General features: G+C 49.4%; 15 protein-coding genes. 8 read left to right on the top strand and 7 right to left on the bottom strand.

Going from position 1 to position 21,461, the window contains the following annotated elements; all coding sequences use genetic code 11:
• The 4 genes from A596_RS12790 to A596_RS12775 form a co-directional block, all read left to right on the top strand.
• Positions 1–1,176 (top strand): TIGR03862 family flavoprotein (locus A596_RS12790; protein WP_235425715.1); only part of this gene is annotated, 1,176 nt, incomplete at its 5' end.
• Positions 1,177–1,318: 142 nt separating this feature from the next.
• A complete protein-coding gene (rnk, locus tag A596_RS12785; RefSeq protein ID WP_200882917.1) occupies positions 1,319–1,747 on the top strand; it encodes a nucleoside diphosphate kinase regulator in 429 nt (142 codons plus the stop codon).
• Entirely contained in the window at positions 1,744–3,030 is a 1,287-nt protein-coding gene (locus tag A596_RS12780; RefSeq protein ID WP_235425714.1) for a glycosyltransferase, read from the top strand. The genes rnk and A596_RS12780 overlap by 4 nt, the downstream gene beginning before the upstream one ends.
• 286 nt (positions 3,031–3,316) lie before the next feature.
• Entirely contained in the window at positions 3,317–4,630 is a 1,314-nt protein-coding gene (locus tag A596_RS12775) for a glycoside hydrolase family 19 protein (protein WP_039915247.1), read from the top strand.
• Between the two features lie 69 nt (positions 4,631–4,699).
• Here the strand turns inward: A596_RS12775 and A596_RS12770 are convergent, their stop codons facing one another.
• From A596_RS12770 to A596_RS12745, 6 genes are all read right to left on the bottom strand, one after another.
• Positions 4,700–6,250 carry a hypothetical protein gene (locus A596_RS12770; protein WP_039915245.1) on the bottom strand — a complete coding sequence of 517 codons (1,551 nt, stop codon included), beginning with the start codon at positions 6,248–6,250 and terminating at the stop codon, positions 4,700–4,702.
• 546 nt (positions 6,251–6,796) lie between these two features.
• Positions 6,797–7,360 (bottom strand): PA14 domain-containing protein, encoded by a 564-nt coding sequence (locus A596_RS12765; protein WP_039915244.1) that lies wholly within the window; start codon positions 7,358–7,360, stop codon positions 6,797–6,799.
• 2 nt (positions 7,361–7,362) lie between these two features.
• Positions 7,363–8,865 carry a phospholipid carrier-dependent glycosyltransferase gene (locus A596_RS12760; protein WP_039915242.1) on the bottom strand — a complete coding sequence of 501 codons (1,503 nt, stop codon included), beginning with the start codon at positions 8,863–8,865 and terminating at the stop codon, positions 7,363–7,365.
• A 34-nt stretch (positions 8,866–8,899) separates the two neighbouring features.
• Entirely contained in the window at positions 8,900–9,673 is a 774-nt protein-coding gene (locus A596_RS12755) for a ThuA domain-containing protein (protein WP_200882916.1), read from the bottom strand.
• A 151-nt stretch (positions 9,674–9,824) separates the two neighbouring features.
• Positions 9,825–10,655, bottom strand: coding sequence for an exosortase-dependent surface protein XDP1 (xdp1, locus tag A596_RS12750; protein ID WP_052417475.1), 831 nt, complete (start codon positions 10,653–10,655; stop codon positions 9,825–9,827).
• Positions 10,656–10,887: 232 nt separating this feature from the next.
• Positions 10,888–12,198 carry a cation:proton antiporter gene (locus A596_RS12745; protein ID WP_039915238.1) on the bottom strand — a complete coding sequence of 437 codons (1,311 nt, stop codon included), beginning with the start codon at positions 12,196–12,198 and terminating at the stop codon, positions 10,888–10,890.
• Positions 12,199–12,423: 225 nt separating this feature from the next.
• Between A596_RS12745 and A596_RS12740 the strand changes: the two genes are divergently transcribed.
• Positions 12,424–13,389 carry a hydrogen peroxide-inducible genes activator gene (locus A596_RS12740; RefSeq protein WP_039915236.1) on the top strand — a complete coding sequence of 322 codons (966 nt, stop codon included), beginning with the start codon at positions 12,424–12,426 and terminating at the stop codon, positions 13,387–13,389.
• Between the two features lie 57 nt (positions 13,390–13,446).
• Positions 13,447–14,973, top strand: coding sequence for a tryptophan halogenase family protein (locus tag A596_RS12735; RefSeq protein ID WP_039915235.1), 1,527 nt, complete (start codon positions 13,447–13,449; stop codon positions 14,971–14,973).
• Here the strand turns inward: A596_RS12735 and A596_RS12730 are convergent, their stop codons facing one another.
• Positions 14,974–16,155 carry a flagella assembly protein FlgT middle domain-containing protein gene (locus A596_RS12730; protein ID WP_039915233.1) on the bottom strand — a complete coding sequence of 394 codons (1,182 nt, stop codon included), beginning with the start codon at positions 16,153–16,155 and terminating at the stop codon, positions 14,974–14,976. It abuts the gene before it with no gap.
• A 129-nt stretch (positions 16,156–16,284) separates the two neighbouring features.
• Between A596_RS12730 and A596_RS12725 the strand changes: the two genes are divergently transcribed.
• Complete coding sequence (locus A596_RS12725) at positions 16,285–16,743, top strand: hypothetical protein (RefSeq protein WP_039915230.1); 459 nt, start codon at positions 16,285–16,287, stop codon at positions 16,741–16,743.
• Positions 16,744–17,005: 262 nt separating this feature from the next.
• Positions 17,006–21,457: a glutamate synthase large subunit gene (gene gltB, locus A596_RS12720; protein ID WP_039915227.1), complete on the top strand. Its 4,452-nt coding sequence runs from the start codon at positions 17,006–17,008 to the stop codon at positions 21,455–21,457.
• Positions 21,458–21,461: the final 4 nt, after the last annotated feature.

The raw sequence follows: 21,461 nt of genomic DNA, 5'->3' as shown, positions 1-21,461 counted from the left end.
GTCTCTGTTTATGATGCGATGCCATCTGTAGGCCGAAAATTTTTATTGGCTGGTGTCGGTGGAATGAATATCACCCACGCTGAGCCTGCGGAAGATTTCCGTGCACGTTATTCTGCAAATGCCAATTTTATGAATGCGCTTAAACAATTCGATGCAACAGCGTTGCGCAATTGGGTGCATGGCTTGGGTATTGATACCTTTGTAGGAACTTCTGGTCGCGTATTCCCCGCTGATATGAAAGCGGCTCCATTATTGCGTGCATGGTTGCATCGTTTGCGCGAGCTGGGTGTGAAAATTTATCCTCGCCACCGCTGGTTGGGGTGGGGAGAGAAATTCAAGGAAAATGAAAATAACCCATTAATTTTTTCTACCGCAGAAGATACCAAAACCATTACTAAAACTGTTTCTGCCGATGCGGTATTGCTGGCGCTCGGAGGAGCCAGTTGGCAGCGTTTGGGTTCAGATGGTGCATGGGCACCTTTGTTAAGCGAGCATCATGTGCAAGTAAATGAATTGGTGCCGAGTAATTGCGGATTTGATATTGCCTGGAGTGAACTATTGCGCGAACAATATGCCGGTGAACCTTTGCACGGTGTGGGCTTAAGTTGTGTTGACGCGGAAGGGCGTGTGCGTAGTGTTTTGTCGGAAGCTATTATCAGTGCTTATGGTATTGAAGGCACGGGGGTGTACGCATTATCAAAATATTTGCGGGAGCAATTGGCACAACAAGGTAATGCACTTTTGAATATTGATCTTTTACCGGATTTTCCTGCGGATAAAATTGTGCAGCGTTTGAGAAAGCCGCGCGAAAAAAATTCGCTCAGTAATTTTTTGCGCAAACAATTAAATTTATCGCCAGCTAAATTAGCGTTACTGCGCGAGTTCACCGCCAGGAGTACATTTGAAAACCCTGAACTGCTCGCCCTTGCCATTAAAAAATTGTCACTGACGTTAAGCGCGACTCGCCCTATTGATGAAGCGATTAGCAGCGCAGGCGGTATTGCCGCCAGGGAGCTCGATAATGCGTTTATGCTCACTAAAATTCCCGGTGTTTTTTGCGCCGGTGAAATGCTGGATTGGGATGCTCCTACCGGCGGTTATTTGCTCACTGGTTGTTTTGCTTCCGGGCGCGCGGCTGGGCATGGGCTAGTGAGTTGGCTGAAGAAATCGCGTTAAGCGTTGGTTTTGGTATGAAAAATCGCTAATTTTTTTAAGGCTTGCTGTTTTTGTGCTGCTGGCCTATGATCGGCTTTCACCTTGTTATTTCGAATATTGCCAGCAACTTTGTTGTTGGCATTTTGCTTTTGGGGGAATAAGTATGTTATCTGCAAGTACTAAGATGCTACCTGCAATCACCGTTTCTGCTCTGGACTTTAAGCGCATTGAATCTGTGCTGGATGCATTGCCGCCTGCGTATGATGATATGAGGGACCGTTTGTTTGCCGAGTTGGATCGTGCGGACGTCGTTGAGCCGACGGCAGTGCCGCCAACACTGGTAACAATGAATTCCCGCGTACGTTTTACCGTTCTCGCCACTGGTGCGGACATGGTGAAAACGCTGGTTTATCCCAAAGACCAGGCTGCGAATGAAAATAATATTTCTATCCTGACGCCCTTGGGCAGTGCATTACTGGGGCTTTCAATTGGCCAGGAAATTGAATGGCAAATTGATGCTCAAAAAACCATGCGTGTGCGCATTGATGCAATCGAATACCAGCCAGAGCGCGCAGGTGATTTTCATTTGTGATTCGCACGGTTCTTATTGTCGGCTATGTATGGCCGGAGCCTAAATCTTCTGCGGCTGGCACACGTATGCTGGAATTGGTGCGTCTGTTTTTGCAGATGCGCTGCGAAATTGTATTTGCATCTGCTGCGCTGCTTTCAGAGCATCGTTTTAATTTAACCGGGCTCGGTGTGGTTGAAAAATCAATCGCATTAAATTGCAGTAGCTTTGATGAATTTGTAAAAGGTTTGCAACCGGATCTCGTATTGTTTGATCGCTTCTTTACCGAGGAGCAATTTGGCTGGCGGGTTGCGCACGCTTGCCCGCACGCTTTGCGAGTTTTGGATACGGAAGACTTTCACAGCTTGCGCCATGCGCGGCAACAGCTACTCAAGGCGGCACAGAAAAAATGTGCAACGGAAAAGGAAAGGCAATCGGTTGGACCGGTGGTGGAAAATGCTGCCGGGTTATACCAGCATATGCACAATCAGGATATGACGTTGCGCGAAGTTGCATCTATTTTTCGCTGTGATTTGAGCCTGATGATTTCTGAATTTGAAATGCAACTACTGCAACAATATTTCTCGGTTCCCGCGCAGTTATTATTCTATGCCCCGTTTTTATCTCCTGTGGCATTGCAGGAAAATGTGCTGCCAGACTTTTCTAATCGCCAGCATTTTATTGCGATAGGCAATTTTCGCCATGAACCCAATTGGGACTCTGTGCTGTGGTTAAAGCATCAATTATGGCCTCTCATTCGTGCGCAGCTGCCGCACATAGAATTGCATATCTACGGCGCTTACCCGCCCCCTAAAGCGACCCAATTGCATAATGCAAAAGACGGTTTTTATGTAAAAGGTTGGGCTGATGATGCCAATACTGTAATGCAACAAGCGCGAGTGTGCCTGGCGCCATTGCGCTTTGGGGCGGGGATTAAAGGGAAACTAATGGATGCCATGCGCGCCGGTACTCCCAGCGTGACAACAACCATTGGCGCCGAATCCATGCACGGGAATTTGCAGTGGGGAGGCGCCATTGCGGATGATGCAGAAGTGATTGCCGCTGCTGCCGTGGCTTTGTATAACGATCAACACTTGTGGTGTGATGCGCAACAAGCAGGCTTTGATATTCTGCGAGCACACTTTGCGCACACTGACTTCAACAGGGTATTGCAGCAGCGCCTGGTGTTGCTGGCTGATAATGTTGCCCATGGACGCAGCAATAATTTTATTGGGCAGATGCTTCGTCACCACCATCACAAAAGTACCCAATACATGGGGCAGTGGATTGAAGCGAAAAATAAGTAATCCTTTTCTCTTTTTTTACCCTATTTACCTACCGATAGTCGTACTTCCTGTTCCCACTTTAAAACCATAAAAGTGCTACTCGCCAAATGAACGCTAATTTTTGACAACGTTGTCTGTTGGGCGTAGCCTGCTTTTTCGATAGGGGCAGCGTTATTGCGCAGCTGTTATCGAAAGGGATTCCATCACAAAGGAAATTATTTTCATCGTATCGCTCGACCCTCTGTACTCGTTCAAATAAATCAACTTTTTCCTCACCTAAGGGGAAAACAGGACAGGTGATAATGAAATGAATATCAAAAAACTCTTCGGTGTTGCTGCAACACTTTTGTTGTCGGCACAGGCTTACGCTTATAACTGTAATGGTGTCGCCCAATATGCGGATGGTCGCTCCTACACCAACAATGCGATTGTGCAAAATGCCGGTAGTGCGTTTAGTTGCAAAGTGGCTGGCTGGTGTTCCATTGGCGGCCCCTATGCGCCAGGTACTGGTTGGGCATCAGGTGAAGCCTGGACTAACCTCGGGTCGTGCGGCAGCACAGCGACCAGTTCAACGCCGGTTTCAAGCGCCAGATCCAGCGTCGCTTCAAGCACTACAAATACTGGCGGCAATTGCCCGAATTGGGCTGCGGGTACCAATTACACCGTTGGTGTTGTTGTGAAATACAACAGTTCTTTCTATCGCGCGAAGAATGAAAACCCTGGCTATGATCCGGTGATTAGCACCTGGTATTGGGAGCCGGTTGCATCCTGTCCGGGTGGCACTAATACCTCGAGCAGCTCCGGTAACAACGGTAGTTGTGCAGCCTGGGTTGCCGGAAGAATGTATTACGCAGGTAATACCGTGAGTTATAACGGCGGCACCTACCGCGCCAGGTATGACAACCCCGGTTATGATCCGCTGATCAGTACCTGGTTCTGGGAGCCAACCAGCGGTTGTAATGGCACGGGCACCAGTTCAAGTGTGTCCAATCCAGGAACCGGTTTTGCAGCAGTGGTAAGCGAGGCGCAATTCAACCAAATGTTCCCGGGACGCAACCCTTTCTACACCTACGCCGGCTTGGTTGAAGCTACAGCGACTTACCCCGCATTCGCAGGCACAGGTGATATCCAGCTGAAAAAACGTGAGGCCGCAGCGGCACTTGCCAATTTCTCCCATGAAACCGGTAGTTTTGTACACGTGACCGAGATTGCGCGAGGTTTGTATTGCAGTGATTGGGGGAATTTAGCGACTTGCCCTTGCGAACCAGGCAAACAATATTATGGACGTGGCCCTATCCAATTAAGTCACAACGGCAACTACTGCGCTGCGGGTGCTGCGTTAGGCTTGGATTTGCGTCGTAACCCTGATTTGGTTGAGCAAAGTTCGAAAGTGGCCTGGCAGACAGCACTGTGGTTCTGGATGACCCAAAGTGGTTCAGGTTATCGCCCTGCGCACGACAATATTGTGAACAACTATGGCTTTGGTGAGACCATTCGTACTATCAATGGTGCAATTGAGTGTAACGGTGGTAATCCTGCGCAAGTGCAAAGCCGTATTAATGAATACAACCGTATCCTCCAGATTATCGGTGGAACTGCGGGTAATAATTTAGGTTGTTAATTCATCCATGTTAATTAAGTAGATATAAAAACGCCGCAGCAATGCGGCGTTTTTTTAATAGCGGTTTTATTAATAGCCCTGCAACTTTATTTCGCCCAGCGTCGCCGCATTGTATTTTTTCACACGCAAGTAACGTGTTTGTACGCTGACGCTGTAACTGGTAAATGCCAGATAGCGAGTCAATCCATCTGAAACAATAACACCTTGTGAATGCGCAGGATCTGCGTCAGAAAACTCTACCAGCCCTGTTCCATTTGCATCATAAAGTGTGATTTCAGTAATCGTGTATTCACGTCCCAAATCAATAATGGCGCTCACTGGATAAATGCTGGTTGACCAACCGGCAAACCAATAATTTGTCGGCGCTGTCGATGTTTGCTCGTCCACCAGGGCATCCGGATTGCCTGGCGAGCCAGGCACAATCATCGCTGGCGTTAACAAAATAGTGGCAGGACTCCCGGTTGGTGTGGAACTGGACGATGAGGACTGTGTGCTGGAGTAAGAGCTTGGTGCCGAGCTTGCTACAAGCGAACTGCTGGTGCCAGGCGAACTGCTTGATGATTGGATAGAACTTGTTGTCGCAGAGGAAGAGCTACCGTTTGTTAAATATTGAATGGGGAACAGCGGTTTTCCCTGATCAGAATTTTTTTGTGCCAGTAACCAGTTGTAAATATTTTTTTCGGTAGTAGGTAATGCGTTGTGTGTGCCATTGTAAATTTCTCGCCAGCCGTTATGGCCATTGGCTGGCATAAACGTCGCACGCAAATTGTTCGGACGCGGTGCAGAAAAGCGCGTGCAACTTTTGGTGTTGTATACGCAAGTATAGGCGGGGTTAATGTATTCAATAACAGAATCGGGGCAGTTGCTGGTTCCATTAATAATATTCAGCAGCGTCCCTGCACCCATATTTCCCGACGCGCCGCCGGCAAATCCCCAAAACGAAATAGTGTGTGTGCGCAACCAGCAAGCATCAATTCCACCAGCTGCTTCAATAGGAATAGCGGCTGCAAAATGATTTGGGTTATTAGCCAGATATTGCATCAAGCTGCCACCACCCATACTTAAACCGGTGAGATAAATTCTATCCGCATCCAGTTCAATGCCTTTGCTGGCCATTTGGGTTGCGGTATCGGAAATTACGCGGCGAATAACGTCGGTGGAGAAACCGCCCCGTTGCATGGATTGCGGAATAATTACCACCATATTTTCGGCTGGATTAAAGTTTCCCGCGAGTATTGCCGCACCCGGCCCGCCTGCTTGGTTTTCAACTTTATTCAAGGTGCTGGCAATAGATGCGTAGTAAGTATCGTCGCGCGTGTAACACATATTTAACATAGAGGGGCCTTGCTCACCCATGCCATGTAAAAAAATCAGCGCTGGAAACTTTCCGGTTTTTACTTGCGTATTATTTATTGCGGGAGCGTAGACGTAGAAAGGTACACGCGAAATCAGTTTCGTCGTATTACCTGGAATACACTCAGTACCTTCGTGGGCCATATACTGGAAGCGAAGTATATTGGAATTACTTATAAACGTTGCGGACTCCGGAAAGCGCTCATCAATGGTTGCCAGCGCGGGAATACTTAGCAGTGCTATAAGCGCAATCATTATTTTCTGCATAGCAATCTCCTTGATAAAAGAAACGGTAGTGGTGAGTAGTGCAAGAGGTGCACCGGATGAAAGCCTAGATGGAGGAGTTGTTTTCGCGAGGAAATCCTGCGAGTGAATTTGCGATCTTGCGATAAGTGCCCGTATAAAAATTAAACGCTAACAGCCAAATCATCTAACGCAATTATTGGCGTGCCACGAGTTTTATGGGTGCGTTGTTAATTTTGCTGGCGATAATGTTCGGCTCTGCGGTTAACTGCGAAGATGATTAAGGTGAGAAGTGTTTCTCCCGGATAAATTGATAAAAGCATCCGTCTTTATATTTTTTCATTTTAAAACTTGAGATAACTTTGAAGTTATCCGATTGCCCTCAATCTTTCTAAACTGATTGCTTTGACTAACTCTATCTCCGACTCCGGTAACCAACCGGCAATGGATTTCCGGCTGGAGAGTTAGCCCATTGTTTGTTGCCTCCCTATAAACGATTTGCGGTAGTGTATCGATAGAAATAAAAACGCCCGCTGATGCGGGCGTTTTTATTTACATTTTTTCGCGGTTTTAGAATTTCACACTGCTGGAGTCTTCTCCAAACCAGTGCGGGCTTTCATCGCCACGGGCGTATTCTACGGTGAAGCCGGAATTACCGTAGCCCTGGAAGTAGGATACCTGTACCTGATGCTCCCCTTCAGCTAAATGCACAACGCAAGGTTGCACACTGAACGGTCTATCGCCCAAATGTTCGCACAGTAATTTGCCATCGACTTTTAGCGAGAATCCATCATCGCTACCCACCAGGAAACGATAGGTGTCTGTTTTTTTCACGGTAATTTTATGATCTACATCGACAAAGAAATCTTCTGCATAATCAGCAACATTACCTAACTTGGGGTGGCTAAAGCGGCTTTTATATTCCAGGTTCAATTTGTCAACCCAGACTTCCTTGGTGTTTTCAATGTCGCGTTGTTGATAGATATTGGAAATACTCACGCGGTTTTTACTGATTATCAATTTAACAACAGGGTCAACTGTGATTGGAATAATACGGTAGATAATCAACGCTGACACCAATGCCAGCGCTAATGAAAAAAACCAGTTTTTTGTTAAATAAGATTGGATGTTCATAGTTATCTCACCACCTGCAATTTCCAGAATTCAAACCAATTGCGCATTTCAAATTGGTCTTCAGTTAATCCGAAGCCATAAGTGAAGGGTGAGAAGAATGCAAAAATTGCGATCACCAGTGCGGCAAACAAGGCGGTGTTGATAATGGTGTGTTTATTGTTGGCAATAACTTCGTCGCGATAAATATAGGTATAAATTAGCGCTAGATTAACCGCACCGAAAATCAGAGCGATGAAGTAGTGGTAAAGGTACATGACCCGTTCGATTTGCAAAATGGTAATCATGTAGCAGAGGTATAAACCGGTAAACGCGCAGATCCAGTAGAAGAGCTTTTCATCTTTAACCGGATTATTGTAGACATAACGGCTGATGATCAATCCGGCTGACAAAATAATCCCGCCCAATACAGAAAACCAGACGATAGGGTTGCCGATCAGGTATTTGTATTTAACGATAACTTTTCCGTCTTCTACGTTGCGGTCCCAGCGGTAGCTAATGGTTTTTTTGCTCAGCGGCCAGCCTAATGCGTAACTGCCATTTTCATCTGGTTTGCACACGTCTAGGCGCGGTACACCGTCGGCGTATTCGCTCATGTATTTCCAGTTGTCACGCAAGCCTAATTGAAAAGTTTTTAGTGACCAGGTATCACCTAAGCGAATCTGGTTTAAATATTCAGGCGACGCTTTATAGGTTTTATTGGCCACAATTTTTGTACCCATGCCGATATGGATATAAAAAATGGCACAGATACATAAAACAACCGGGATAACTGCGGAGGGAACTGTAACTGCCAGGCGTTGAAGTAATTCTTGCCATTGCCAGGTTTTAATCTGTTGCCACTGCTCAACGATATAAAGTATGGCAAAAAGTAACATTAAAATTGCCGCAGTTACTTTTACCATTATGCCCAACCCGATCCAGACTCCGAGAATAGCGTAGTCTTTTAAGCGCACCGGCTTTTGATGATGGATGAATTGCGTTACTGTCCGTACGAAATAATACAGTGCGCCTAAAACGAAAAATAACTGGATTCCATCCAGATGGGCTGCGCGCGAATGAATAACCAGCGCATTATCAAAAATAACGAAGCTGGTAAATGCGGCTGCCAGCCAGGCGCGTTGGGTGATGCAATTGATAATGCCGAAAAAAAACACTGCGGAAAATGCCATCATCACCACGGACGGCCAGCGATAACCTTTGTAGGTCATGGTAGGTGGCGCTGCATCGCCCGTGAGATAGTCAGTTTCCAGCAATGCCTGTTTGTTGACCCCTTCATTCCCGCCAAAAAAAACTTCGCCCACCGCCATTAGCATTTTGCCTAGTGGTGGGTGCGGCTCCATGTACATCATGCCGTCGATATGTTTTTGCGCATTGGGAACGTGGTAGTTTTCGTCCCAGAACATTGCCTGGGGACTACCGTAGTACGGAAAGTAAACGCTGAATGAAACCAGCAAAATCACAGCAGGATAAATAAATCGTGCGTAGGTCTTAAAGAAAGTTTTCATAATCTTGTTATTAATAGTTGGATTGAGTCAGGAATTATTTTTTGCGCAAGCCTTTGCCGGTTGCTGCCCAATAAAGTCCACCATAAATATGTTCCAGAAAAAGCTTATCACTGTAGGTCGCTGGCAAATGGCCCAGTGCGGTATAAAACGCGCGGCCGCCATCGTAATCGTGATACCAGGCAATTGGATGGAATTTGCCCATGCCCTGGCTTTTTTTGCTGCCCCAATCAGCAGCCGGATTAAACGTTTGCTCATCGACCGCAAGGATGTAATTTAAACCTTTGATGCGCTCTGCGCCGAATTCATACCATTCATCAGTCCATAAAAAACGGTCTGGCATGCGTTCAACACCGGGGAATTTACGGCTGATAACTTCCAGCTCGGCGGTTTGTATTTCCGGATGGATGTGGAACGTACGGCCAACCATTTTGGTGTACCAATCCCAATCGTATTCCGTGTCCGATGCGCTGTGGATTCCCACATAGCCTTTGCCCGAGCGGATAAAACGTTCCATGGCTGCCTGTTGCTCATCGTTGAGAATATCGCCCGTGGTGAGCAGGAAGATGACAGCCTGGTATTTTTTTAATTTTTCATCGTTGAAGATACTTGCATCTTCATGCCAGTCCACCGCGAAATGATGGCGCACTGCCAGTTTGCGGACTGCATCAACACCTTCATTGATTGCTTCATGGTGCCAGCCATTGGTTTTGGTAAACAGTAAAACATTGAACTGTTGTGCATGTGCGCCAAGGCTGGACAGAAGGAAACTACAGGCAAGAACAAGGGGTAAGGCGATTTGTTTCAGCATAACTTTACCTCGCGAATGAATTGTTATTGTTGTCCTTGTTGATGTTTTTATTTTTATAAAACCGGCGCCATCATAAGCGATACAGATTTATAGGCAATAAAAAAGGGCACCCGAGGTGCCCTTTTTTATTTTGCTGTTATTGCGGTGTGAACTAGGCAGTGCGGCGACGCGCAATGCTCAGGCCCAGCAAGCTCAATCCCAGCAATAACAAAGCGCTTGGCTCAGGTACTTTCACTGATGGGCGTTCAACGGTTACGCCTTTGAGTTTGTAATAATCATCGCCGCTGGTTTTGTTAATGTTTGGACCGCTGAAGGTGTTACTAAAATTCAGGTTGTAGGCACCTACCAGCCAATATTGGGAGACAACACCGCCTTGATTAACTGCGCCGTTGTTGGGGCCAGTATCGACGTTGTAGTAATTGCCAACCAGTTCCCAGCCGTTGCCGATCAAGTCTTGCCATTTCTTGCCTAAAAGTGAGCTGGGAGTAAAGCTGGTGCCGTTGAAAGCGAGGATAGAAATGTCGCTATCGTTCTGATACCAGCCGATATCCAGGGTGGTCAGCTTTACCAGCTCGTCGAATGACAGGAGGTGCATGTCGTAATCGCCTGCTTCGTTGTCAACTGCGTGATTGGGGGTATCGACTTTCTCTACGCCCAAGCCATCCCATTTACCCACGTAATCTTGCTCGATGGCTTCGTTCAGACTGGTCGTGGTGGTAGTTTTCCACTGGGTACATTCACCTTTGCGATTGGTTTTTTTGCAGCTCTTGGTGGTGGTCGTTTTGATACCGTAAGACCAGCCGGTTACTGCCAGTCCAAGGTCTTCCTTTTCGTAATTGTATTGCATTGCATAAGTGCTATTGATGGCACCGTCGCGGGAATCAGGGGCAGTCAAGTTGAAGCTGATAGGGCTTGCAGCAGCTGCGTTAACGATACCGAATGTTATCGCGAACCCTGCGATGATGAGTTTGAGAGAGCGCATAGGGCAAATCCGGAAGTAAAGGTTGGGATGGTTTTCAATTGTTTGTATCCCAACAGCAATTCTCGCGCCATGTCGCGTAAGTCATTGATTGTTTGTGTGATGGAGTTCGCGTTTGTTTTGGGTGGTGATTAAAACGTAAGCTTTTTCGACGTTTTTTGGGCATAAAAAAGCCCGGATAAGTCCGGGCTAAAGGGTGGGCGAAATAAAATAGAGAGACGAAGTTATTACGCCATCACGTCGATTGGGCGGCGGCAGTTACGGGGGGCGCTTCCTTTTGCTGCTCGCCTACCGCCCCAAGTTCACCGGTTTCACGCGCGCGTTTACCGTAGACGATTTCAAATAAGGGTGATGCCATCAGCGTGGTGACAACGGCCATCAATACCATTATTGAGAACAACGCAGGGCCAATCACACCGGCTTGCAGGCCAATATTGATAATGATCAGTTCCATCAGGCCACGTGCATTCATCAGTGCGCCGATTCCCATTGCGGTACGGTTGTCTGCGCCACACAGGCGAGCCGCACCCCAGCAAGCGACACCTTTAGCCGCAATTGAGCCCACCAGGATTACCGCAGCAATTGCCAGTAATTCGACGTTGTTGACCATTGTTAACTGGGTATTCAGGCCGGAGTAGGTGAAGAAAATGGGAATCAATGCAATGACTACAAATGGCTCCAACTGGCGCTTGATTTCCTGGGTCAGCTTGCCGCGTGGCATAACCGCACCCAACAGGAATCCGCCAAATACGGCGTGCAGGCCAATAGCGTCTGCGGTAAATGCCGACAACATAAATGCCATTAATACGAGGGCAAAAATGGTTGGGCTGAGGGTTTCCTGTTTTTCTGCTGCACGGGCAAGTGGCGCAAGGAGCTTTGGTGCAACCAGAATCATAAAGGTGGCAAATGCTATACCGCCTACGATAGTTTTAATCGCCAATTCAGCGCCAGCGCCAAAGGTTGCCAGAACGACTGCCAGCACGCACCATGCGCCCGCATCATCAATAGCGCCGGCAGATAACGAAAGGGTTCCCAGCTTGGTCTGGCTCAAACCGCGCTCATGGATAATTCGCGCTAGCATCGGGAATGCGGTGATGGCAATACACGCACCCATGAAGAGCGTGGCGCTGAATACGGTCGCTTTTTCGGAGAACAGGCCGGGTACGGTGAGTAACCACGGAGTAATCAAAATGGCGACCAGGAACGGGGCCGCCATACCGGAAATAGATACAGCCGCCGCACTTTTAAAGTTCGATTTAAAGTGGTCGCCACGGAATCCCAATCCCACCAGGAACATGTACATCCCCACACCGAGTTGCGCGCCTACATAAAGCACACCTTTCATTTCAGTGGGGAACAAGGTCTTTTGCAGTTCAGGCAGCAAGAGGCCAAACAATGATGGGCCCAGGATAACCCCGGCAATCATTTCCCCTACTACTTGTGGCTGCTGAAAGTATTTTTGTCCGAGCCAGCCGACCAGGCGGCAAGCGGCGAGGATTACAAACATTTGCAAGAAAAATACCACGGAGAGTTGGGCAATTGGCATGGCGATGTCCGATTTTTTATTAATTGTTGATAGTTGTTATTGGCCCTTGTTTGAGGGCGGCTGTGACCGGGTTATTTAAGGGAGCTTTCCCAAAAAGGGCAATTTGAATGACATAGTTTTTGGCTATAGTATTTGCGGAAGGCTTTTATCCGGATTGGCTTTTGCCATATTCGCAATATCTGGGCACACTGGGGCACGATTTATTTTTGAGTTTATCTGGCTGTTATGACCCTTACCGAACTACGCTACATCGTAATTCTTTCTGAAGAGCAGCACTTCGGGCGCACGGCAGAGCGCTGCCATGTCAGCCAGCCGACCTTGAGTGTCGCCGTCAAAAAGTTGGAGGAAGAGCTGGGTGTGGAGTTATTTGAGCGCACCAAAACATCGGTGAAACCAACCGTAATGGGCGAGCGAATTATCCTTCAGGCCAAAGCGTTGCTCGCGAACACGGAAAGTATCAAGGCCATGGCCGAAGCGGGTAAAGACCAGCTTGGCAGCCCGCTGGCGCTGGGCACTATTTTCACGATGGGGCCATATTTACTGCCGCAACTTATTCCCCATCTCCAAAAACAGGCGCCGGCAATGCCGTTGCTGGTGCAGGAAGACTTCACCGAAAACTTGCGTAAAAAACTCCGCGACGGTGTGCTGGATGTAATTTTGGTGTCTTTGCCATTCAGTGAGTCGGATGTGGTGACCCAGGAGCTATTTGATGAGCCGCTGGTAGTGATCATGCCGAGAAACCATTTGCTGGCCCATAAAGCAGAAATTACGCTCGATGACCTTCAATCCCAATCCCTATTATTGATGGGGCAGGGACATTGTTTGCGTGAGCAAGTGCTGGCGTTATGTCCGGCGTTGCGTAATGAGGCTAATGCCAGTGTGGTTAATATTCCGCGCGCCGAAGGAAATAGTTTGGAAACCCTTCGATATATGGTTGCAGCGGGACTAGGCTTGAGTATATTGCCGCGCTCTGCAGCGGAGGCGAATTTGTGCCAGACGAACCGCTTGGTAGCACGACCTCTGGCAATTCCCGGAAGCCAGCGCCGTTTGGCGTTGGCGTGGCGCGCCAGCTTCCCGCGGCATAAGGCGATTGATGTTTTGCGTAAAGCAATACAAACCTGCAGTGGGGCTTATTGGAATTTCACCACCGAGCCGGATGAAAATGTACAGACTATGTTGTCGGTGCGTTAGCCAATTTTTGATTGCATCAGTTAGCGAATGTGCAATTGCGTTCGAGCCAAATAATCTATGACAGCAAGTATTAATCCCCTGAAAAAAATTGTCATCCTCGGTGGCGGTACCTCCGGCTGGATTGCTGCATCCATGCTGGCCGCACATTTGAGGCCCGGGTTTTGCGAAATTGAATTAGTAGAGTCGGAAGAAATTGGTTCTATCGGTGTGGGCGAATCCACGATCCCTCCTGTTGTCCGGTTGGTTACCAGCCTCGGCATTGATGAAGAAGAATTTATTCGCGAGACCCAGGCCTGCTACAAACTCGGTATTAAATTTGTCGATTGGCGAACCAAAAACCAATCCTATTTCCATCCTTACGGCACTTTGGGAAAGCGCATTGGCTCCCAGGATTTTTATCAGTGCTGGTTGAAAGCGACCAAAGAAGGCGAGGCCTATGATTTGCAGGATTTTTCTCCCTGCGCTGTGATGGCCGCGCAAGAAAAATTTTTCCTGCCGTCCCAGGCGATGAACACGCCGATTGGTGGGGCCGGGTACGCCGTTCATTTGGATGCAAAATTAGTCGCTGCTTATCTGCGCCGCTATGCTGAAGCACGCAACGTAAAGCGCAGTGAAGGCAACTGCGTAAATGTATTGCGTAAAGACAATGGTTTTATCGATGCATTAGAGCTATCGGATGGTCGCAAAATTCACGGTGATTTTTTTATCGATTGTTCCGGGTTCAAAGGGTTATTGATCGAAAAAGCCATGGGGGTGGAATTTGAGGATTGGTCGCACTATTTGCCGTGTGATCGCGCTTATGTGGTAAAAACAGAAAAGGCAGGTTCGCGCATGCCCTATACCACGGCAACTGCGCGCAAATCCGGTTGGGCGTGGCGAATTCCATTGCGCAATGGCACTGGTCACGGCTACGTATATTCCAGTCGTTTTTGCACTGATGCCGAAGCAAAAACCACACTACTGAAAAATCTGGATGCGCCGCGCATTAATGATCCGCGAGTGATTACATTTAATACCGGTCGCCGCAAAGCGTTCTGGAAAGACAATTGCCTTGCGCTGGGTTTGTCTGGCGGTTTTATTGAGCCGCTGGAATCAACCGCGATTCATTTGATTGCGCGAGGAATGGATTTCTTTTTACGCTTTTTTCCTGATGCCGATTGTGAGCCCAGTTTGCAGCGCGAATATAATCGGCGCATGACCGCAGATTATGAAGAAGTGCGCGATTTTATTGTGCTCCACTATTGCACCACCGAGCGCGATGACACGGAATTCTGGCGCTGGTGTAAAACGATGCAATTGCCGGATTCACTGCGCGAGCGAATTGAGTTATTTCGCGGCCATGGAATTTTACGCGAAGACAACGACCAATTATTTCGCGCTGCCAGTTGGCAATCGGTATTTGAAGGGATGGGAATTCGCCCGCAAAAATATAATCCACGTATTGATAACCTTGATTACCAGCAGATTAGTGAAACGTTAAAACTTGCGCGCTCGGCGATTTTTAATATGGTGAAAAGTTTGCCCAGCCATGATGAATACCTGGCCGAGCATTATGGTTTTGATCCTGGATCATCGAAAAATTAATTACTCACCAACGGCCAGGTAATGGCCGTTCAAATAACTCCCTCCCTCAACCTGCGCTACGCTGTGTGAAGGATAAACTTCACTGAGGTGCAAGCGCGTATCACGTTTTACCAGGCGTGTTTCATTGACCTGGTATTCGGTGTTTGAACCTACAACAACAACCTGGTACAGGCTGAGTGTATCCCCCGCATGTAAACCGTTATTGGCGCCACCGTGCAAAACAATTTGCGCTTGTCCCGGTTGTGAATCGATGCTGGCCATAAAGGGTTGGCAATGAACAACCTGTGCGACGTCTTTACTGATTTTTTCAGTGAGTGATTTTATTTGTTTGCCATAGTGTGTTTTATAAAACGCGGGTGAATCAAAACCGATTGGTTCGCGGGTATTCCAGATGCCTGATGTAGAAAATTGTTTATTGAATAACAACTCGCCGGTGAAACCATCGCGCAATTGCACAGAAAGATTCAGTATGCGTGTGCGCTTGTCAAATTTTTTAATGGTGGTGACATCATGAAAAAGATTGGCCGCCTGGCGATAAAGGTTAGGGTTGTAAGTGGCGTTGGGGGCGCTCATGCTCATGTCATCAATAGTGCCGCTCAATACAAATTGGGTGCGTGCCTGCCGTGCAATTTTTTGCGCTTGTTGCTTAAGCTGTGTTTCATTTGATCCTGCATCAGCAAAGCCAAATGCCAATACGTTTGGGCTGATGCTTTGGAAGTTTTCGTTCAGTTGTGTGCGAATTAGTGCGGGAATTTCGCTTTCGGCCGCAAATAAATTTCCTGCATTGGCGCTGTAGGGCGTGGCGCGCAGGAAACGTGTGATCGTCAGTGATTTTTGTAAATTGATGTGGGCGCCGCTATGGTCAGGGCAGAGGTTGTTGCCCATGTATTCTGTGGTTTGCGTTGTTGGTGGCTGGGCCGGTTGCGTCGTGGCTGTTGATGACGAAGGATTTCCAGGCAAGTCGGCTGTGCCAACTATGACATCCCCCATGTTTGTTTCTGCTGGTGCGGTTTTGGGTTTGTAAGCAATGTCATCGGGAACAATAGATGGGCCAGCAGAGCTGTTTACGCAAACGAGCGATGAACTGAATGCCACTAGCAAGGTCAACAGCAGGCGACCGGGGCGTGCTTTGGCAGCCAGGCAGTCAATGGTAGTCTTCAGCGGCAATTTATATGAACCCATGGCAGGCTCCGTTGGCGAGCAGGTATAGTGATTGGGGGATACACTTTTGTCGGCTGTAGTGCGTAATTCTTTAGCTCCCCAATGCGATCAGTCGCTGGTCGGCTTTATTCAAATAATGGAAGAACCTGCATGAAAAAAATCCTTGTGCCGCTATTGGTGGCGATGGCAGTGTTGGTTGGTTGCGGCACTGCGGGGCGAAGCTATGTCGACACTGAAATGGTGGAGACGCTGGAGGTAGAGATCCTGCCCAATGCCAGCAAAATGTTTACCTATCGCTTGCGCTGGCCGGAAGATCATATTCCCAGCCATATCCGTGTGGATCGCGGTGGCGGCGGTGATGCGCGGCGTGAGTTTCAGAAAGGGGGAGTGGATGTTGGTCGCGGCACTTATGAACGACTGGTGGAGAATACCGCTTACGTTGTTGAGCATTCCGGTTACTGTCGCGAAGGGTTTTTCGAGTTGGATCGCAGTATTTCCCGTTATCACCTGTGGGTGCGTGGTGAGTGTAAAGATGGTGCAACATCGGCGGATCAGAATACTTTTGGAGCAAAGCAGACCCTGGGGCCTGAGCGATGGGGGAAAAGCTAGGTCATGAATAACCTGGGGTTGCTTGTTTTTGCAGCCGTTTGACTCTTCAATCAACAACTAACACCCTTCCTCTTATCTTGCTAATGCCCCTTCAAGCGGGTAATATCCTGCGCCCATTTGCCTAGCCTCTGGATACCAGGGGCTTTTTTGTCTGGGATGTGATTTGGCGCAGCTTTCGCATGAGCAAACGTCAACATGCGAAAAACCTCGCCTTACTTGCAGCTCACATCCTGTGATAGTGATTTTTGTTGAGAATCAGCCTATGACCACTGGCCTCTACCAGATAGACGAGTTCAAAGATAACTGCGGTTTTGGTTTGATCGCCCATTTAAAGGGTGCAACCAGCCATCGTCTGCTCAAAACAGCAATTGAAGCCCTGACCTGCATGACCCACCGCGGTGGTATCAATGCGGACGGCAAAACCGGTGACGGTTGTGGCTTGTTGCTGCAAAAGCCGGACAGCTTCTTGCGCGCCGTGGCGAAAGAAGCCCTGGGTGCAGAACTGACCGCTATTTATGGTATAGGTTCGATTATGCTCAGCCGCGACGAAGCGGTTGCTGAGTCTCAACGCGCAATCCTGTCTGAAGAATTGACCAGACAAGGTTTGGTAGTGGCTGGCTGGCGTCATGTCCCTACTGACCCTGAGTGCCTGGGTCCCATCGCCCTGAAATCGCTGCCAACCTTTAACCATGTCTTTGTAAACAACACTGACCTGCCCATTGAGCAGGTTAATGCCAAGCTGTTTGTTGCGCGTCGTAAAGCGGAAATCCGTCTGGCGGGCGATAAAAGCTTTTACGTAGCGAGCCTGAGCACCAGTATCCTTTCTTATAAAGGGTTGATGATGCCGGTAGATCTGCCGCGTTTCTTTGCTGACCTGGCCGATGAACGCCTGGAAACGGCAATCTGCGTATTCCACCAGCGCTTTTCCACCAACACCATGCCGGTATGGCCATTGGCCCAACCGTTCCGCATGCTCGCGCACAACGGTGAAATCAACACCATCGTGGGTAACCGCAACTGGTCGGTGGCGCGTACGCCGAAATTCATCACGCCATTGCTGCCTGAGCTGCAAGAACTCAAGCCGCTGGTTAACCGCACCGGTTCTGACTCATCCAGCCTCGATAACATGCTGGAAATCCTGTCGTTGGGCGGGATGGAATTGCACCGTGCAATCCGTATGCTGGTGCCGCCAGCATGGCAGAACGTGGAGAACATGGACCCGGATCTGCGCGCCTTCTACGAATACAACTCCATGCATATCGAGCCGTGGGATGGCCCCGCTGGTCTGGTAATTACCGATGGTCGTTACGCCGTTTGTACCCTTGACCGCAATGGCCTGCGCCCATCCCGCTGGGTAATCACCAAAGACGATATGATCACCGTGGCGTCGGAAGTGGGCGTGTATGCCTATGATCCGGCTGACGTAGTTGCCAAAGGCCGTCTTGGCCCGGGCCAGATCATGTCGATCGATACCCTGACCGGTACCTTGCATAACACTCAGGATATCGACAACCAGCTCAAGTCGAGCAAGCCCTACAAGCAATGGCTGAAAGAGCGTGCGTTGCGCGTTGAATCGACTCTTAATACCGATGCCAAAGAAAACGGCCTGGAAGGTATTGAGCTGAAAGCCAATATGAAGATGTTTCAGGTCAGCTTTGAAGAGCGCGACCAGCTGTTGCGTCCATTGGCTGAAGGTGGTCAGGAAGCCGTCGGCTCCATGGGTGACGATACCCCAATGGCAGTTTTGTCGCGCCAGCAACGTTCGCTCTACGACTATTTCCGCCAGCAGTTCGCGCAGGTAACCAACCCGCCCATCGACCCGTTGCGCGAAGCGATTGTTATGTCGTTGGAGACTTGCCTTGGTCGCGAATTGTCGGTGTATGAAGAGCACGCTGATCACGCTGACCGCGTAATCCTCAGTTCGCCTGTGCTGTCACCGGAGAAATTCCGTGGCTTGATGGCGCTGGAGCGCCCGGGTTATGAGCAACAAAAATTCTCGCTCTACTACAACCCTGAAACTACCAACCTGAAAGCGGCGCTGGGCAAGTTATGTGATGACGTTGCTGCAACGGTTAAGTCAGGCAAAGTGTTAATGGTGCTGAGCGATGCTGGCTTCACTAAAGGCCAGTTGCCGATTCACGCCTTGTTGGCGGTGGGTGCGGTGCATCAGCATCTGACCAATGTTGGCTTGCGTTGCGATTCCAACCTGATTGTTGAAACCGCCACCGCGCGCGATCCACACCAGGTTGCTGCCTTGATCGCCTACGGTGCGACCGCCGTCTATCCCTACCTGAGCTACCACGTTCTCAATGATTTGATTGAGACCGGCGAACTGCTCAGCGATGTGGATTCCGCCTACAAAAACTACCGCAAAGGCATCGATAAGGGCTTGCTGAAAATCCTGTCGAAGATGGGTATTTCCACTATCACTTCCTATCGCGGTGCACAGCTGTTTGAAGCGATTGGTTTGTCCGAAGAAGTTGTCAATACCTGCTTTGAGAGCACGCCAAGCCGTATCGGCGGGGCGCGTTTTGAAGAGCTGGAAGCGGACCAGAAAATTATTGCCCAGACCGCCTGGCTGGATCGCAAGCCGATTATCCAGGGCGGTTTGCTCAAGTATGTGCACGGTTCTGAATACCACGCCTACAACCCTGACGTGGTACAAACCCTGCAAAAAGCAGTGCAAAGCGGTAACTACGCGTTGTGGCGCAACTATGCGGATATCGTGAACAAGCGTCCGGTCGCCATGTTGCGTGACTTGCTGGCGATTCGCGAAGATGTGTGCACACCGGTGCCGCTGTCAGAAGTGGAGCCTATCGAAAGCGTGATCAAGCGTTTTGACTCGGCGGGGATGTCGCTCGGTGCTTTGTCACCTGAAGCGCATGAAGCCCTGGCTGAAGCGATGAACCGTTTGGGCGGCCGCTCCAACTCCGGTGAAGGTGGTGAAGACCCGGCGCGTTACGGCACTATCAAAAGTTCCAAAATCAAACAGGTTGCGTCTGGCCGTTTCGGTGTAACACCGGCTTATCTGGTGAACGCGGAAGTGCTGCAAATTAAAGTCGCCCAGGGTGCAAAACCCGGTGAAGGCGGGCAGTTGCCCGGCGGTAAAGTGAACGCGTTGATTGCGCGCCTGCGTCACTCGGTTCCCGGTGTGACCCTGATTTCGCCACCGCCGCACCACGATATCTATTCGATTGAAGACCTGGCGCAGCTGATTTATGACTTGAAACAAGTTAACCCTGATGCGCTGGTATCGGTGAAACTGGTATCGCGTCCGGGTGTAGGTACCATCGCTGCCGGTGTGGCTAAAGCCTACGCTGACCTGATCACCATCTCCGGTTACGATGGCGGTACGGCGGCGAGCCCGTTGACCTCGATTAAATATGCCGGTTCGCCATGGGAACTGGGTTTGTCCGAGACTCACCAGACCCTGCGTGCCAACGACCTGCGCGATAAAGTCCGCGTACAAACCGACGGCGGTTTGAAAACCGGTCTGGACGTTGTGAAAGCGGCGATGCTCGGTGCAGAAAGCTTCGGCTTCGGTACTGGCCCGATGGTCGCGCTCGGCTGTAAATACCTGCGTATTTGCCACCTGAACAACTGTGCGACCGGTGTTGCTACCCAGCAGGACAAACTGCGTCAGGACCATTACATCGGCACCGTTGAAATGGCGATGAATTTCTTCAAGTTTGTTGCTGAGGAAACCCGCGAGTGGATGGCGCGTTTGGGCGTGCGCACTCTGGGCGAACTGGTCGGCCGTGTGGATCTGTTAACGATCCTTGAAGGCGAAACCACCAAGCAACAACAGCTCGATTTAAGCCCAATCATCTATACCGATGATTACCTGGCAACCAAGCCGCAACTATGTGCGGTAAGCAAGAATGAGCCGTTCGACAAAGGCGAAACTGCCGAGGCGATGGTCAAAGTATTGCTGCCGGCGATTGATGCGAAAACCGGTGGTGAATTTGAGTTCCATATCACCAACTGTGACCGTTCCATCGGGGCGCGTATCAGTGGTGAAATCGCCAAGCGTTACGGCAACCTGGGCATGAATGACAAGCCGATCAAATTGAAACTCACCGGTATCGCCGGCCAGAGCTTCGGGGTGTGGAACGCTGGCGGTCTGGATATGTACCTGGAAGGTGATGCCAACGATTACGTCGGCAAAGGCATGGCGGGCGGCAAACTGGTGTTGCGTCCACCGCGCACGTCTGAATTCAAGTCCAACAAAACCAGCATCATGGGTAACACCTGTTTGTACGGTGCGACTGGCGGTAAATTGTTCGCGGCGGGTACTGCCGGCGAGCGTTGCGGGGTGCGTAACTCCGGCGCCCATGTGGTAGTAGAAGGCGCGGGCGATCACTGCTGTGAATACATGACTGGCGGCGTGGTAACGGTATTGGGTCAAACCGGCGTTAACTTTGGCGCGGGCATGACCGGCGGTTTTGCTTATGTGCTCGACGAAGCCAATGATTTCGTGGACCGTTACAACCACGAGTTGGTGGACATCCACCGTATCAACACCGAGGCACTGGAAGCCCATCGCAACCACCTGCGCAGTGTGATTGAAGAATTCACGCAGGAAACCGAGAGTGCATGGGGCCAACACTTGTTGGACAACTTCGATGATTACATCGGCAAGTTCTGGCTGGTAAAACCCAAAGCAGCGTCTTTGGGCAGTTTGTTAGTCAGTTTCCGCAAGCGCGGCGAATAAGGCC

It is taken from the genome of Cellvibrio mixtus subsp. mixtus J3-8, assembly GCF_000766945.1.
GTDB classification, from domain to species: Bacteria; Pseudomonadota; Gammaproteobacteria; order Pseudomonadales; family Cellvibrionaceae; genus Cellvibrio; species Cellvibrio mixtus_A.
Note: the sequence above shows the minus strand (reverse complement) of the source record. Positions and strands in the feature narration are given on the sequence as shown.